Here is a 15,694-nt window from a genome sequence, read left to right on the forward strand (position 1 = left end):
TTATTACTTTATGAGCCCACGCTTTGTTAAATCTGACAATAGACAGTCGGCTTAAAACTCGCCCAACATTTTTATTTGGGCCCGTAGGCTTTCAATTTCATCCATTAAATCAAGCGCCAGCGCAATACCCGACAGGTTGACTCCCAGCTCACGCTGCAATCTGAGCGCGGAACGGACCCGGCGCACGCTGGTTCCGGAAAAGCGCCATACCTGAAGGTCTTCCCCTTCAGGTTCAACAATGCTTTCTTCAACCAGACTTATAACCCAGTCGGCACTGACATCACAGGAACGACATAACTGCCCCAGAGTTAAATCGCCCTCTTCAATAACTACGCCTGTATATATTAATGACAGCTCATCTGCTTTCATGGGCCTTATACTCCCAACGATTGACGCGGATTAAAATCAAGTTCTTTCTGCATGGCTTGATAGATCGATTTGGATTTTTCGGTATGTGCAGGAGGCAGGGCAATTTGAAGCACGACAAAAAAATCTCCAGGCGTTTTACCTGAGAGCCCTCGTCCTTTCAAGCGTAATTTATCGCCCTGTTGGGAATTTGCAGGGATTTTCAAATCGACTACTCCTTCCGGTGTAGGCACCTTGACTCTGGCGCCTAAAGCCGCCTCCCACGGAGCTATCGGCAGGTCCAGATAAATATCCGACTCGGCAACCCGATAAAAAGGATGCTTGTTGAACTCAATTTCAAGAATCAAATCCCCCGCCTGGCCCCTGCCTGATCCGGGATTACCCTGACCGGCGAGTTTAATGTGCTGGCCTGGTTTAATGCCTTTGGGAATTTTGATATTCAGCGTTCTCTGTTTGGTATAAACATGACCTTGCCCATCCATTTCAGGAGCATTCAGGGTAATGCTGCGCGTAGCTCCACGAAAACTGTCTTCCAGATCTATATGGATTTTTGCATGACTATCCTGCCCCCGCGCATGAAAGCCCTGTTGCCGTCTGCCCGCTGTACCGAACCCGAACCCCGCGCGTCCGAATAACTGTTCAAAAAAATCACTATATTCCCCGGCATCTCCGCCGGTGAAGCCGCCGCCTCTAAATTCGAAACCTTCATTCCAGTTCGGCGGCGGGCGAAAATCCTGCCCGGCTTTCCAGTTGGCGCCCAGTTGATCGTAGGCCGCTCGTTTTTCCGGATCCTTGAGCACTTCATAGGCCTCGCCCACTTCCTTAAAGCGTTCTTCGGCGTTCTTTTCCTTGCTTACGTCAGGGTGATACTTTCGGGCCAGTTTTCGATAGGCGCGTTTAATCTGATCCTGAGTGGCATCGCGGGATAGACCCATAATCTTATAGTAATCTTTATACTGCATCGGGATTTTTTCAGTTGATTACACAGCTAATGAGTTTATTGTCTGTATCCTGCGGAAAATTTGCAACCGCTATATTTAATTCGCTGGCGAAACCTGAACTTTTACAATTTTACGGCGTTTATGAGCTGCTTTGGGTAACTCAACCCGCAGGATGCCATTTTTGTATTCGGCTTGAGCTTTAGCGGTATCGACTTCATCAGGCAGTTCTATGGCACGTTCAAAGCGGCCATAGGCGCATTCCTTGATATGATAATGGCCCTCGGTGCGCTCTTTCTGGATTTTCTTTTCCCCGCTGACTATAAGACGGTCATCAATAACCTGAAGATCCAGTTCGGCAATATCCAGGCCAGGCGCTTCCAAGCTGGCAATAATCTTGTCGCCATCGTCAAACACCTCTGCCGCCATAACTCCCCAGCCGAGATTACGCCTCGCCAGTTCAGGACTTTGCTCCTGACAAAGCTCGCTGCTGTTATCGCCTGTAAACCGCGTGATGGCGCTTGCCGCCTTATGGGTTAACTTTTCCCAGCCTTCAGAGACCTGCTCCCACGCTTGGCTGATATTATGTTTCAATTGCTGAAATGTTTCCATAATAACTCCTGTCAGAAATGTATGTGTCCGATTGTACGGGTAAAAAAAATTACTCGACGCTATTTAGCCTTTATCCTCATTTATTCCATGCGCTCTTTATTTTAGGCCTGCCAACACATAAGGCGCCGTTAATATAAGAAAAAATTATCGAACTTGTCTAGGAAGTTGATCCTGCAGCTTGGTGACCTTTTTTACGCACCGTTAAGGCAACAAAGATGAGCAGCCAGCCATTTATAATCATTTCGATGGAAATAAACAATCCAATCACCCAGAGTCCCGAAAACGGCCAGCTAAAGAGAATGATTGCGGCCAGTATCAGGTTCAGTATGCCGGCAATTAGCGTCCATGCCCATTGCCAGCCGGAGCGTCGATAACGTAGCGCATCAATAATCCGCACCACGCCGATTCCGGCCAGCAGAGCGCCCAGAAACAGGGTCAAGCCTGCCGACGCCGCAAGCGGATCCCATATGATAAGAGCGGCGATGGCCAGATAAAACAGCGCCACCACAAATTGCTGGGTCCTGCCGGACCACGTAGTTTCTTTGGCTTTGAGACTGTGCCACAACTGCAATAAGCCAGCCCCGAGTAAAATGCCGCCGTAAACAAGCACACTGGCTAAAGTTACATAAAACGCCATACCCATGCCCAATGTGCCGAGTACAACCATTAAAATACCCAGCGCCAGCAGCCAGCCCCACTGCCTGGGCAGTTCTTCCAGGACGCTTTCCGTTCGAAAGCTTTCATCATAAGTGTTTTCAGTTTTCATGAGATTAACTCCTTGATCTGATATACGTTTAGTTCAAGCCTTGAGAGGCGCTCTGAAACAATAGCCGATCGGATTTACTTCAGAGTGTCAACTCTCAAAATAGGGGTTACTTCATAATGGAGCGTTTAATATCGGCCAGGGATTGCCTGATTTTGTCAAAGAAGCCATGCCCGGATTTTCCGCCTTTTGTTCTTTTTTCTATGTCATTGATCTGATCAGCCAAATTTTTATGCACTTTTTTATCCCCGTAACCCAGTGCCCTAGCTATTTCAAGCTGAGTTCCGGCATCGTTCAGGAAAGTTGCCAGCTCTTTGTTTTCCTTATCAGTACGCTTTTTATTCTCGGCCAGAGCCTCCGCGTTCTCCAACAGAAGCTCAGCACGCATGATAGGCAGCGGAAAGATAAACTCTTCAACCACAAGCGTATTTAAAGCCAATTCAAGAGCGGCTTTGGCCTCGTCTATTTTGCCTTGATCAATAAGGGGTATAACCGCTTTGATAGCCCCAGGATAAGTAGCCAAGGGAATGGATGTGACGCGGACAGTCATTTGGCTCATCAACCCGGAAATCAGCGTGCGGGCCTCCTGTACCCGGCCTTTTTCCAGATAATCTTCGGCTTCCTTGATGGCTTTTTTAATGGCCGCTTCGGAAGCATAAAGATCACTTGTTATAACGCTGACTTTCAGCGGTGCAAGCGTCAATTGCGGATCGCGTGACAGAATGACTTCAAGTTTGCCGGTTACTTTTTCAAGAGCCGCAATGGCTTCATCAGTTTTTTTCGCCTCCAGCGCCAGCAGAGCTTTCTCTGTCTCTTCAATACTCGTGACTGCCTCGCTGATAATCCGCCGGCGCTTTTCGCTGATCTTGTCCTGCGCCTCCGGCGTCACCTCAGTCTGTACAGACTGCATAGGCCGGGAAGATTCCTCCGCCTTCCTGGTTTTGGCAAGGACGGAGGAATTCAGGGCAAGTAGAATAACAGTTAAGAGAATGCCGGTAAGTTGATGCCAATTATTTTTATTCATACGTTCTCCTTGTGCAAGTAGTGAATACCAGCAAGCAATAAGAAATGATCCCTTCAGGAATGAAGCCGATGATGAGAGCGAGGTCTGCATGCAGGCGTTCCTGGCCGACAGATTTGAAATTCCCAAGGCGACTTAATTGAAACTTATAACAACAACTGACAAATTGTCGAGAATTCCAATTGCTCCTGCTTCAACGCGGCTAATGTAGCCGATAGCCTTTACGGATCCGGCTAATGTTTAGTCACATCCTCGAACTCGGCATCAACTACACCGTCCTCACTAGCAGAACCTGCTTCCGCGCTCGATGCTTTATCTTCCGGCTGCTGCGCATACAGTCTTTCAGCCATTTTTGCCGAAGCTTTGCTCAGCTCATTGCTTCTTTCTTCAATAGCGGCTTTATCATCGCTTTTTACGGCCTCTTCAACAGCCTTGATCGCAGACTCGATAGTTTCTTTTTCGCCGGCTTCCAGTTTGGCGCCAAGCTCGTCCATGGACTTGCGCGTTGCATGGACCAAGGCATCGGCCTGGTTGCGCGCGTGCACCAGTTCATGAAATTTCTTGTCCTCCTCGGCATGGGCTTCGGCATCCTTGATCATACGTTTTACTTCAGCCTCGGAAAGTCCGCTTGAAGCTTTGATCACAATTGACTGCTGTTTGCCGGTGGCCTTATCCTTTGCCGAAACATTGAGTATGCCGTTAGCATCGATATCAAAGGTGACTTCAATCTGCGGCGTGCCGCGCGGCGCAGGCGGAATGCCAGCCAGGTTAAACTGCCCCAGCGATTTATTATCGGCGGCCCGTTCGCGCTCGCCTTGCAGCACATGGACGGTAACGGCGGACTGGTTATCGTCGGCGGTAGAAAATATCTCAGCTGCACGGGTTGGAATTGTGGTGTTTTTTTCGATCAGTTTGGTCATGACGCCGCCCATGGTTTCAATACCCAGCGACAAGGGCGTGACATCAAGCAGCAGCACATCCTTAACTTCACCGGATAGCACGGCAGCCTGGATTGCTGCGCCAATCGCTACTGCCTCATCGGGATTGACATCCTTGCGCGGCTCCTTGCCGAAAAACGACCGGACTTGTTCCTGGACCTTGGGCATGCGCGTCTGACCACCCACCAGAATGACCTCATCAATGTCGGAAATTTTCATGCCCGCATCTTTCAATGCGGTTTTGCAGGGTTCGATTGTACGCTTGATCAAATCTTCCACCAGGGCTTCGAACTTGGCGCGCGTCAGCTTGACATTAAGATGCTTCGGACCGCTTCGATCGGCGGTGATATAGGGAAGATTCACATCGGTCTGCTGACTCGATGAAAGCTCGATTTTGGCTTTTTCGGCGGCTTCTTTCAAACGCTGCATGGCCAACGGGTCGCCGCGCAAATCCATGCCATGTTCTTTCTTGAATTCATCGGCCAGAAAGTCCATCAGACGCTTGTCAAAATCTTCGCCGCCCAGAAACGTATCGCCATTCGTGGAGTGCACCTCGAACTGGTGCTCACCTTCCATTTCGGCTATTTCGATAATCGATATATCAAAGGTGCCGCCGCCCAGGTCATAGACAGCCAGTTTCTGATCGCCGCGTTTTTTGTCCATGCCGTAAGCCAGGGCGGCGGCGGTGGGCTCATTTATAATGCGTTTGACGTCTAAGCCGGCAATGCGGCCGGCGTCCTTGGTGGCCTGACGCTGTGAGTCATTAAAATAGGCGGGGACGGTAATGACTGCCGAAGTAACCGCTTCGCCTAAATATTCTTCAGCCGTTTGCTTCATCTTCTTCAATACCGTGGCCGAAATCTCAGGCGGCGCCATTTTTTTTCCGTTTACCTCGACCCAGGCATCGCCGTTTTCCGCCTTGATAATCTTATACGGCACCATATCGATATCGCGCCTGACCACAGAGTCATCATAGCGCCGGCCGATCAGTCGCTTGATAGCGAACAGGGTATTATGGGGATTGGTGACGGCCTGGCGCTTCGCGGTCTGGCCAACCAGCACCTCACCCTCTTTCGTAAACGCCACAATGGAAGGCGTAGTACGGCTGCCCTCGCTGTTTTCGATGACCTTGGGCGCATCCCCTTCCATTATGGCCACGCAGGAGTTAGTAGTTCCCAGGTCAATTCCAATGGTTTTGCTCATAATCTTATCCTCTTACGTTAATAACTTAATGCTAACTAAAGTAAAACTCCAGAAGAGCCAAATGCTTGAATATTGGACTGGTATTTAACAGTGCCCTCTGGCGACTGGATAATTATCGTTAGCCGTTTTATTGCGGAGGATTTGACAGCGTTTTTGAAATAATTCTCCTGTTAAATTAGGGGTATCAACTAATAAATTAATAAAATCACAGTGCTTTTCAAAATCGCTGATAATTAATTCAAATGTTGATACCCCGCAGTAAAGCTGCGCTATCAGATAATATCCCGCTAATATCCGGGTTAACCCGACTTCGTCATCCCGCTTTGATTTCGATTTTACGCGGCTGCAATTCGGAGCGCTTAGGCACTTTCAGGGTTAAGACTCCATCTTTCATTTGAGCCTCAATTTTATCTACTTCCAGTTCGCTGCTCAGGCTGAAGCTGCGCTGAAAACGGCTTCCGCGCACCTCGGCATACAGTGACTCCATGCCTTCGGGCATATCAATGACCATTTGGCCTTCGATGGTCAAATTGTTTTTATCAACCTGAATATTGAGCCGGTCCCGGGAAACGCCGGGCAAATCGGCCAGCAAGGTAATACCTGTTCCATCCTCGTAGACATCCACTGCCGGACGCAAAACAATATCGCGATCGGGTTGGCCCTGCACATTGGGCACTTCTGATTTTCCGGCTTGTGTTAATTGACTTTCATTCATGATGAATTCTCCTCACGATAATTATTTACCTGATTTATTTAACTTCGAGCTTATTTAACCTGAATCTGACGAGGTTTAACTGCTTCACGCCGCTGAACAATGACATGCAGGACGCCGTCGCGATAGCTGGCTTCAACCTTTTCAGAATCTATATCTTCCGGCAAGGTCAAAACCCGGCGAAACTCGCCATTGAAGCGTTCGCTCAGGTAACAAGTGGCGTTCTCCTGGCTTTTTAACTCGCGCTTGCCGGAAAAGGTCAGCAGGTTTTGCTGTAATTGAATATCGAGACTGTTCGGATCAATGCCTGCGGCAAAAATATAAACATCCACGCGTTCGGCTGATGCCCCCACATTCGTAGCCGGAAAGCTTCCGGCGGCAGCGGCGCGAATGCTGGAAATGCTTGGCCATGCCCCGAACAAACTGTCCATTTGCCTGCGCATGCGCTCGAACTGGTCGCTTAAATCACTTTCTAAATAGGTTTGATATAACATAGTAGGTTCCTCCTCGGCTTTAAGAAATTCATGCCATTTATAGGGTTATGACATAACCCAGAATAGACCATAAATTATTCAGCAGAATTTATGCCATATCATAAGCCATTGTATTTGTAAGAAATACTTATAGAGACTTCGAATATCCCGGCCATGCTGACCACCTTGCCACAGGAACTCCGGCCAAATTGACCGCCTCTTCAAGGCCCTCGCTAAGGAACAAATGACGGCTGTGTACAGGCTGTTGTAACTAACGGGCGAGGCGCGAGAATCCGCCATTGACAGAGCAAGTTAAAGCCTTAAACCTAATCCACTGGCTTAAAATTAGAGGGCAGGAGCAGTTTTAGCTGGAACTTCAGCAGCGATCAATAGCCGATAAAGAAGGCCTTTAAGCGGATTAAAAACCCGCTTAGCCCTTCAGCCAGCGGGCCACAGATTTGCCAAAATAGGTCAGAATTGCGTCACACCCCGCCCGTTTGAAGGCAAGCAGGGATTCCAGGACGACCTGTTTTTCATCCAGCCAGCCGTTCATTGCGGCGGCTTTGAGCATGGCGTATTCACCGCTGACCTGATAGGCGAAGGTAGGTACGCCATACTGATCTTTTACCCGCCTTATAATATCCAGATAAGGCATGCCGGGCTTAATCATGACAATATCCGCGCCTTCCTGTAAATCCAGCTGAATTTCCCGCACTGCTTCATCGGAATTGGCCGGATCCATTTGATAGCTGTATTTATCGCTTTTTCCAAGATTACCGGCAGAACCCACTGCGTCTCTGAAAGGGCCATAGAAGCTCGATGCATATTTGGCGGAATAGGCGAGTATCAGGGTGTTAGTATGATTCTCTGCCTCCAAAGCCTGGCGTATAGCCCCGATGCGGCCATCCATCATGTCTGAAGGCGCAACAATATCGGCTCCGGCTTCAGCGTGAGAAAGAGCTTGTTGGGTTAATACCTGGATTGTCTCATCATTAATGACATAGCCGTTTTTATTAATAAGCCCGTCCTGTCCATGAATGGTAAAAGGATCCAGCGCCACATCGGTAATAATCCCCAATTCTGGAAAGGCTTTTTTTAAAGCACTTACGCTGCGCTGAACCAGTCCGTCAGGATTATAGGCTTCATCTGCATTAGCTGATTTTTTATCCGCGGTAATTACCGGAAACAGCGCTATGGCGGGGATGCCCAGGTCATAAAGCTCCTGCGCTTCTTCCAGCAGCAAATCCAGCGAAAGTCTTTCTATTTCCGGCATCGAGGCAACAGCTTCCCGGCAATTTGAGCCTTCCGTGACAAACAGCGGATAAATCAGGTCATCAACCGATAGCCGGTTTTCGCGCATGAGCCGCCGGGAAAAATCGTTATAGCGCATCCTTCTCATGCGTGTGTTGGGAAAATTGATGTTATGATAGGCCATCTTATCCATTATTTATGGGTTTGAAGTATTGGAATCTCTCCCTAAATCATCCAGCGGGTTAACGCATTAAAGTGATTTATCGAGAGATTTATTGTATCAGGGAATGCTTGTTGCTTGGTATTTTGGGATGAAGATCATTCACCAGTTGAAATTTTAGAGGATTTTATGAAGTCTAGACAATTTACAATATTCGGGTTATTTGCAGTATTACTCGGTTTAATGCCTGCCGCTCCGCTAACAGCTGCTGATTTGCTGCCTCCGCAACAGCCCATCCAAACTGCTTCCGACCAATTGCAGATTAAATTGCAGGACAAATCCTTTACCAAAGATTTTGCCCAGATTACCCGGTATGTTAAGCAGGTTATCGACCCGCATACTGACTTCGACAGAATTGCCGCCTTAGTGCTCGGAAAATTATGGAAAACAGCCACGCCGCAGGAACGGGAGCGTTTTAAAGACGAATTCCAGACTCTGCTGGTGAGAACCTATTCCCGGGCATTTGTAGAATTCAAGGATTGGACGATACGCTATTTGCCGCTGCAAATGGAAAATAATGCGAAAAAAGTGATTGTGAAGACAGAAGTTTTACAACCTGGAAAGCAGCCGGTTAGTGTAAATTACCGGATGCTGCTAAGTAATGGCCAATGGAAAGCCTACGATATTATGATTGAAGGTGTAAGTCTGGTTACTAATTACCGTACCACCTTCACCAATGAAGTTAAAACCAAGGGTTCACTAAGTGCAGTCATTGATAGCCTGTCCAAGCGTAATGCCGAAGCGCTTGCATCAAAAAATTCATAATGATTGAGTAGCTGATCCTGCCACTTGCCGGCCCGATTAATTATTGTTATGTATAAATTTAATCTTGCTGACCTGCTTCCCCCTACAGATTCCTTGCCTTTCTTTTTTCCCGGTCCGGATGCTGTATCTCATCACTAGAGAGCATTCGGTCCGCATATCCGGCAATCAATAGCCTGAAATGCTTGATTATCAACCCTTATATGAAGCCTTGCTTGATGCAAAAGCGGATGCCTGGACAAGCATTTTGCCCCGACAACTGGCCAGTGCATTCACTTCCAGGCATGGCAATTTAGCTAAATGGCAAACGCTGATCAATCAGCTGCCGGAATTGACGCCAACGCTGAATTTACTGGATGCTGATGCGGTGCAGATAGGTTGTTCTAAAGATGTTTCTGATGAAGCACGAGCGCAACTGGAAAATTCACTCAGAGCATTACATCCCTGGCGTAAAGGCCCGTATGATATATTCGGCATTAAAATTAACAGCGAGTGGCGGTCGGACTGGAAATGGAATCGACTGAAAGATCATATCGCCCCGCTTAAAAATCGCCTGGTATTGGATGTGGGTTGCGGCAACGGCTATCACTGCTGGCGTATGCGGGGGGCCCAGGCAAAAATGGTAGTCGGCATTGATCCGCTTTTGCTCAACGTGATGCAGTTTCAGATGATCAGAAAGCTAGCCGGTGAAGCGCCTGTTTATGTTTTACCGCTGGCCATGGAACAGCTGCCTCAGGGCTTGAAGATCTTTGCTACGGTATTTTCCATGGGCGTGCTTTATCATCGGCGCTCGCCTGTTGACCATCTGCTGGAATTAAGAGATTGTCTTCAGCCCGGCGGCGAATTAATACTGGAAACCATCGTAATTGACGGCGGCCCAGGTAAAGTATTATTACCTGAAGAACGCTATGCCAATATGCGAAATGTCTGGTTTCTGCCCAGCTGCGAAACTTTGGCCAGTTGGCTGAAACGCTGCGGTTTTGTAAATATCCGGCTGATCGATATTTCTATAACCGGCATTCATGAACAGCGAACGACAGACTGGATGACTTTTCAATCACTGAAAGATTTTCTTGATGAAAAAAATCCACAGCTAACCCGTGAAGGTCTGCCCGCCCCAAAACGGGCCATTTTTATTGCCAATTCAGCCTGAGCGCATTATGGGCAAGCAGGCGCTCAGGCGGCTAACCAGGCTTTCAGAAATATCTGAGATGAAAAATTTCTGCGGCCAGTTCAAGGAGTTGTACTTTCCATTTTTACAGTCCAGTTTCATATATAATTAAGCCACTTGATTTGTACATTACCCCCTTTAAAATTTTTATCAGATGGCAAGAAAGAAAAGCGTAACTTTATTTGAAGACGCCCTCAAAGAACTGGAACAGTTGGTTAGCCAGCTTGAACAGGGCGATATTTCGCTGGAAGAGTCATTAAAGTCGTTTGAACGCGGCGTCACCCTCACCCGAATATGTCAAAAAGCCTTACAAGAAGCCGAACAGAAGGTTCAGATTTTGATTGAAAAAAACGGCACTCAGACCCTGGAGCCTTTTACCGATGAGTAATGCATTAAAAGAATACCTGGGCTTTTGTCAAAGCCGTATAGAAAAGGCGCTGGAAGCTCGTCTTCCGAATGAAAATGTATTGCCGAAAAAACTTCATCAGGCAATGCGATACAGCGTCCTGGACGGCGGCAAACGTACGCGCCCTCTGCTGACTTATTGCACTGGAAAAACGCTCGGCATTGCACCGGAAAGCCTGGATGGCCCGGCTTGCGCTGTTGAATTTATCCATGTTTATTCTTTAATTCATGATGATCTTCCCGCTATGGATAACGATGATCTCAGACGTGGAAAAGCTACCTGTCACGTGGCTTTTGATGAAGCGACTGCTATTTTAACGGGTGATGCGCTGCAGGCACTGGCCTTTGAAATCCTGGCCAATGATCCAAGCATCACAGCATCCGCCGAAAGCCGCATGAAAATGATTACGGCGCTAGCGAAGGCCGGCGGCTCTCAGGGCATGGTTGGCGGTCAGGCTATAGACCTGGATTCGGTAGGGACTCAATTAACCCTGCCTGAGCTGGAAAACATGCATATTCATAAGACCGGTGCCCTAATCCGCACCAGCGTTAATATGGCCACGCTGGCAAAAGCAGATCTAGATCCGGTCATTGCTACAAAGCTTGATAATTATGCTAAATGCATTGGTTTATCCTTTCAGGTTCAGGATGATATTCTCGATGAAGAAAGCGATACCGCAACTTTAGGTAAAACCCAGGGCAAGGACAAAGACAATAACAAACCTACCTATCCTGCGTTATTAGGTCTGTCAGGAGCCAAACAAAAAGCCCTGGAGCTTCATGAGAAAGCGATGGATAATTTAAGCATTTTTGGCACCGAAGCCGATTTATTGCGCGATTTATCGCTTTATATAATTCAGCGAGATCACTGATTAGTTGAATTATTGTTCTGAGACCGTAGCCAACCCATAGTCAACGATAAAATCTTGAACTTTAAATAACCCTGCTTAAAAAAATGGACAGACTAAAAAGCAAAATCCGCGATATTCCCGACTTCCCTAAACCTGGCATTATCTTTAAAGATATTACCCCGCTGGTGAAAGATCCCGCCGCCTTACGATATGCCGTTCATCAATTGCTGCATCCTTTCCTGGACAGAAATATTACGGCCATTGCAGGTATGGAAGCACGCGGCTTTATTTTTGGCTCATTAGTCGCCTGGGAATTGGGGCTTCCTTTTATACCGCTGAGAAAACCGGGCAAATTACCCTACGATGTACAAAGTGTATCGTATGATCTGGAATATGGCTCCGCTGCTCTGGAAGCGCATATTGATGCTTTTGAAACGGGTGATAGGGTTTTATTAATTGATGATCTATTGGCTACCGGAGGCACAGCCAAAGCAAGCTGTGAGTTAGTTGAAAAGCTGGGAGCGAAAGTAGCAGCCTGTGCTTTTATAGTAGAACTGGATTTTCTTGAAGGACGCGAAAAACTCAAGGATTATGAAGTATATTCTTTATTGCATTTTTAATAGAAACGCTGTAGGGCCGGAGCCCTAGGCAATTTGTGCTATTTTATTTTTCCAGCTTATCTATTTTACTGCCGGCATTCTTGAATGCCCGGGCTGTTTCATCAAATGATCGGGCAGTACTGCTGAACGAATTGGAAACTTGCTTAAACTCCCGGATGTCGGCGCTTAAGCGCAGCGTTAGTCCTGATTTACTGTTTGCAGTCTCAACTGATTTTTCACTAACTCCTGATAAACCTGGTTCAGCTGAGGCACCTTTTTTATCATCTTCAAACAATTCGTCATCATAATCCATTAAATCAGAGGTTGCCTGAGCCTTGCCATCCGTAGCCAAATGATTTCGCCACTGCAAAAAGGATTCACGGGTAAAAACGTAAGGATCTAATGCCGCTTCATCTATAAACTTCAATGATCCTTCAGCATTGGCCCGGGTGTTCAGCAAAGACACAAGGTATACCGGTGCGCCCACATAGCTGGATGGATTTGCCGCTGTATCAAATATAGCACCCGGAATGCCGCGGACAGTAGAAGGCCCTAAAAAAGGCAATACCAAATAAGAGCCTTGAGGAACCCCCCATACGGCCAGGGTTTGTTCAAAATCTTCATCACTCTGTTCTAATCCAACATCCTCGGCCACATCAACGAGGCCTGCCAGACCTATTGTTGAATTAATTGCAAATCGTCCTGTGTCTTTAGCGCTTTGCCTGAATTTTGCCTGTAAAACATCATTAAGGACTATATTGATATTTTTCAGATTATTAAAAAAATTAAATACTCCCGTTTGCACAAACTGGGGCGTTATCCATTTATACACATCGGCGATAGGTTCGGCAATATAGTCATCAACCGTATCGTTGAAATTATAAATTTTTCTGTTAATGTTTTCATGCGGATCAATCTTACTGTGTTGTTCAGGAACGTCTGTTGTGGCACAACCGCCAAGAATCAGGGCCGTCCAGACAAAAATCCCGAAGCAAACCTGTTTATATTTATCCTTATGATGACTAGGGCATAGTTTGTTCACTGACATAAAACCTGTAACTAAAGTTTTGAATAAATATCAATTTTTTCGTTTATCTTTGCTATTAAAGCATCAAAACCTTCACGTTGTAAAATAGTGGTGTATTCTGATCTTTTCAATGCCAGATCACTTACTCCATTCGCAATAATATTAATTATTCGCCAACTATTTCCTTTTTCCTTAAGCATATAATCAAACTTTACCGGTTTTTTGTCGGGAATGACAAGATGGGAATGAATAACAACTCCTCCTCTTGCCGTTTCTTCTTCCGAGTCAAATTTAAATGATTCGCCGGCATATTCCTTAAAGTTATGCGCATAGGAGGCAACACTAAAACGGCTAAATACATCAACCAGTTTTTTTTGTTGCTCTCCAGATAATTTCTCCCATTCTTTCCCGACTACGATACGGGCAATTTTGGTTAAATCATGACTATTCACTACCGGCTCATAAAGTTTTTCATATCTTCCGGAGAATCCTAACTGTTTGCCATTCTTCATGACCTGAATCAGCTCTTCCTGAAACTTCTCCACTATTTGCCTTGCGGTTGCACCCTTCGCATCCTGGGCAAGACAATTTCCCATGCCCACTAACCAGAACATGAAAATAACAGCTAACTTCATATTTTTTAAAACCATGACCAAAAAGCCTCGTAAAATCTTAAAGTGTATACATAATCTTCGGGTAATGCGAAATTCCAGGATTAACCTGATAGATGAGCCTGCCTGCCTAACTATAAGCATGGATCATGCCGGTAATCTTAATATCCAGTTTTTGACGTTTGATATAAAAAATGGTGCGAAAAAAATATTGGCTTTTATCAAAAAACAAATAAGGCGGATTACCATGCCTTAATCGGTAAAATTCAGGCACTGGCATTCTTATCGATCATCTCCACTCTGATGGGAATGCCTGAAAATGTTGGTAACGGTTTTTCATTGATATACCGCGGCTTAAGTTCGGGCACCATCTCACCTTCGGTCTTTGGACCTCTGATAGAGGTTAATAGCGCCTTTAAAGGATGTTTTAACATATCTTCCACAGCGGTCGCTTCATAGCCGCAATGCGCCATACAGCTGGCACACTTGGGATTATTGACCGTGCCGTATTTTTCCCAAGGCGTGGTATCCAGCAGTTCTTGAAAACTTGAGGCATTACCCTCATCAGCCAATAAATAGCAGGGCTTTTGCCAGCCAAATATATTGCGGGTCGGATTACCCCACGGCGTGCATTCATAGTTTTGATTACCTGCTAAAAAATCCAGATAAAGCGAAGAGTGGTTTAATTTCCATTTGCGGCTTTTACCGATCTTAAAAATGCCCCGGAATAAATTCTTGACATCTTTGCCTTTAATAAAGACATCCTGCTGAGGCGCGCGCTCATAACTGAACCCCGGTGCAATGGTTACACCTTCAACCCCTAATGCCATCGCATAATCCAGAAATTCGGCGACTTCCCTGGGCTTTTCACCCTGGAAAAGCGTACAATTAACCGTGACACGAAAACCTTTTTCCAGCGCCAGTTTAATGGCTTCCACTGCCCGCTCAAAAACACCCTCCTGACAGACCGAAGCATCATGTTTTTCCTGCATACCGTCCAGGTGGATTGAAAAAGTCAAATAAGGAGAAGGCGTATAGTCCTTAATCCTCTTTTTTAATAACAGGGCATTAGTACACAGATAGACGTATTTCCTGCGCGCGACAATACCGGCAATAATTTGCGGCATCTCTTTGTGTATCAGTGGCTCACCCCCTGGAATCGATACCATGGGCGCATTACATTCATCGACAGCCTGCATACATTCTTCAAAAGAAAGCCGCTTGTCGAGAATTTCGTCTGAATAGTCTATCTTGCCGCAGCCTGCGCAGGCCAAATTGCAACGAAACAAAGGCTCCAGCATCAGTACCAACGGATATTTTTTTACCCCCCTTAACTTTTGCCTGATCAGATAACTACCGACAGTCAGCTGTTGACGTAAAGGAACTCCCATGCGCAAATCCTCCAAAAAATTTAAAAACAGCAACCCATCAATATGGTCACTTTGAAATTGATAAATCTGCGGATAAACAACCGTGTCGTAATAAAACAACATCCTGACAGTATGTATTTAATTAATCATAAATAAAGCTTTTTAAGCGCATAAATACAAAAATACAAACAGGCGTGTTATATAATACAATCGCTTACCGATTGTTGAGTAGAATACTATCTTTTATCTACAGACTCCAGTTTTTAGGCTGAATTATCTCTAAATCGTTGTTGTATTCTCAATTTTATTACAATTTGTACAAATACAACACAGGTGATTAAATCCTTGTTTTTATTGTTAATAAATTACGGTGCAGCCCTTCAAAACGGCTGCATTAGCAA

General features: G+C 46.2%; 18 protein-coding genes. 5 read left to right on the top strand and 13 right to left on the bottom strand.

Annotation, left to right across the window (positions count from 1 at the left end; genetic code table 11):
- Positions 1–51: 51 nt before the first annotated feature.
- The 9 genes from HUX64_RS00330 to hemB form a co-directional block, all read right to left on the bottom strand.
- The gene (locus HUX64_RS00330; RefSeq protein ID WP_174624255.1) at positions 52–369 is read right to left on the bottom strand and encodes a chaperone modulator CbpM; all 318 of its coding nucleotides are present in this window, start codon (positions 367–369) and stop codon (positions 52–54) included.
- Between the two features lie 5 nt (positions 370–374).
- The gene (locus HUX64_RS00335; RefSeq protein WP_174624256.1) at positions 375–1,328 is read right to left on the bottom strand and encodes a DnaJ C-terminal domain-containing protein; all 954 of its coding nucleotides are present in this window, start codon (positions 1,326–1,328) and stop codon (positions 375–377) included.
- A gap of 75 nt (positions 1,329–1,403) precedes the next feature.
- Complete coding sequence (locus HUX64_RS00340) at positions 1,404–1,916, bottom strand: Hsp20/alpha crystallin family protein (protein WP_174624257.1); 513 nt, start codon at positions 1,914–1,916, stop codon at positions 1,404–1,406.
- 157 nt (positions 1,917–2,073) lie between these two features.
- Positions 2,074–2,682 (bottom strand): HdeD family acid-resistance protein, encoded by a 609-nt coding sequence (locus HUX64_RS00345; protein WP_174624258.1) that lies wholly within the window; start codon positions 2,680–2,682, stop codon positions 2,074–2,076.
- Positions 2,683–2,788: 106 nt separating this feature from the next.
- Positions 2,789–3,703, bottom strand: coding sequence for a YfdX family protein (locus HUX64_RS00350; RefSeq protein WP_174624259.1), 915 nt, complete (start codon positions 3,701–3,703; stop codon positions 2,789–2,791).
- A gap of 230 nt (positions 3,704–3,933) precedes the next feature.
- Positions 3,934–5,841 carry a molecular chaperone DnaK gene (gene dnaK / locus HUX64_RS00355; RefSeq protein WP_174624260.1) on the bottom strand — a complete coding sequence of 636 codons (1,908 nt, stop codon included), beginning with the start codon at positions 5,839–5,841 and terminating at the stop codon, positions 3,934–3,936.
- A gap of 313 nt (positions 5,842–6,154) precedes the next feature.
- The gene (locus tag HUX64_RS00360) at positions 6,155–6,556 is read right to left on the bottom strand and encodes an Hsp20/alpha crystallin family protein (protein WP_174624261.1); all 402 of its coding nucleotides are present in this window, start codon (positions 6,554–6,556) and stop codon (positions 6,155–6,157) included.
- A 50-nt stretch (positions 6,557–6,606) separates the two neighbouring features.
- Positions 6,607–7,047 carry an Hsp20/alpha crystallin family protein gene (locus HUX64_RS00365; protein ID WP_174624262.1) on the bottom strand — a complete coding sequence of 147 codons (441 nt, stop codon included), beginning with the start codon at positions 7,045–7,047 and terminating at the stop codon, positions 6,607–6,609.
- A 409-nt stretch (positions 7,048–7,456) separates the two neighbouring features.
- The gene (gene hemB, locus HUX64_RS00370; protein WP_174624263.1) at positions 7,457–8,470 is read right to left on the bottom strand and encodes a porphobilinogen synthase; all 1,014 of its coding nucleotides are present in this window, start codon (positions 8,468–8,470) and stop codon (positions 7,457–7,459) included.
- 156 nt (positions 8,471–8,626) lie between these two features.
- On the opposite strand from hemB, the gene HUX64_RS00375 reads away from it, so the two are divergent.
- The 5 genes from HUX64_RS00375 (at position 8,627) to HUX64_RS00395 (ending at position 12,306) form a co-directional block, all read left to right on the top strand.
- Positions 8,627–9,262 (top strand): MlaC/ttg2D family ABC transporter substrate-binding protein, encoded by a 636-nt coding sequence (locus HUX64_RS00375; RefSeq protein WP_174624264.1) that lies wholly within the window; start codon positions 8,627–8,629, stop codon positions 9,260–9,262.
- Positions 9,263–9,440: 178 nt separating this feature from the next.
- Positions 9,441–10,412, top strand: a complete 972-nt coding sequence (gene cmoB, locus HUX64_RS00380; RefSeq protein WP_174624265.1) for a tRNA 5-methoxyuridine(34)/uridine 5-oxyacetic acid(34) synthase CmoB — start codon at positions 9,441–9,443, stop codon at positions 10,410–10,412.
- Between the two features lie 172 nt (positions 10,413–10,584).
- Entirely contained in the window at positions 10,585–10,818 is a 234-nt protein-coding gene (locus HUX64_RS00385; protein WP_174624266.1) for an exodeoxyribonuclease VII small subunit, read from the top strand.
- A complete protein-coding gene (gene ispA / locus HUX64_RS00390) occupies positions 10,811–11,707 on the top strand; it encodes a (2E,6E)-farnesyl diphosphate synthase (protein ID WP_174624267.1) in 897 nt (298 codons plus the stop codon). Before HUX64_RS00385 ends, ispA begins: the two co-directional genes overlap by 8 nt.
- A gap of 83 nt (positions 11,708–11,790) precedes the next feature.
- On the top strand, positions 11,791–12,306 hold the full coding sequence (locus HUX64_RS00395) for an adenine phosphoribosyltransferase (RefSeq protein WP_174624268.1): 516 nt from the start codon (positions 11,791–11,793) through the stop codon (positions 12,304–12,306).
- Positions 12,307–12,349: 43 nt separating this feature from the next.
- Here the strand turns inward: HUX64_RS00395 and HUX64_RS00400 are convergent, their stop codons facing one another.
- From HUX64_RS00400 to hpnH, 4 genes are all read right to left on the bottom strand, one after another.
- Positions 12,350–13,333 carry an MlaA family lipoprotein gene (locus tag HUX64_RS00400; RefSeq protein WP_174624269.1) on the bottom strand — a complete coding sequence of 328 codons (984 nt, stop codon included), beginning with the start codon at positions 13,331–13,333 and terminating at the stop codon, positions 12,350–12,352.
- A gap of 11 nt (positions 13,334–13,344) precedes the next feature.
- Positions 13,345–13,962, bottom strand: coding sequence for an HpnM family protein (locus tag HUX64_RS00405; protein ID WP_174624270.1), 618 nt, complete (start codon positions 13,960–13,962; stop codon positions 13,345–13,347).
- Positions 13,963–14,053: 91 nt separating this feature from the next.
- Positions 14,054–14,197 carry a hypothetical protein gene (locus HUX64_RS00410; RefSeq protein WP_174624271.1) on the bottom strand — a complete coding sequence of 48 codons (144 nt, stop codon included), beginning with the start codon at positions 14,195–14,197 and terminating at the stop codon, positions 14,054–14,056.
- Positions 14,190–15,314, bottom strand: a complete 1,125-nt coding sequence (gene hpnH / locus HUX64_RS00415; RefSeq protein WP_174624272.1) for an adenosyl-hopene transferase HpnH — start codon at positions 15,312–15,314, stop codon at positions 14,190–14,192. Before hpnH ends, HUX64_RS00410 begins: the two co-directional genes overlap by 8 nt.
- Between the last annotated feature and the right edge of the window lie 380 nt (positions 15,315–15,694).

It is taken from the genome of Candidatus Methylobacter favarea (genome assembly GCF_902806695.1).
Lineage (GTDB): Bacteria > Pseudomonadota > Gammaproteobacteria > Methylococcales > Methylomonadaceae > Methylobacter_B > Methylobacter_B favarea.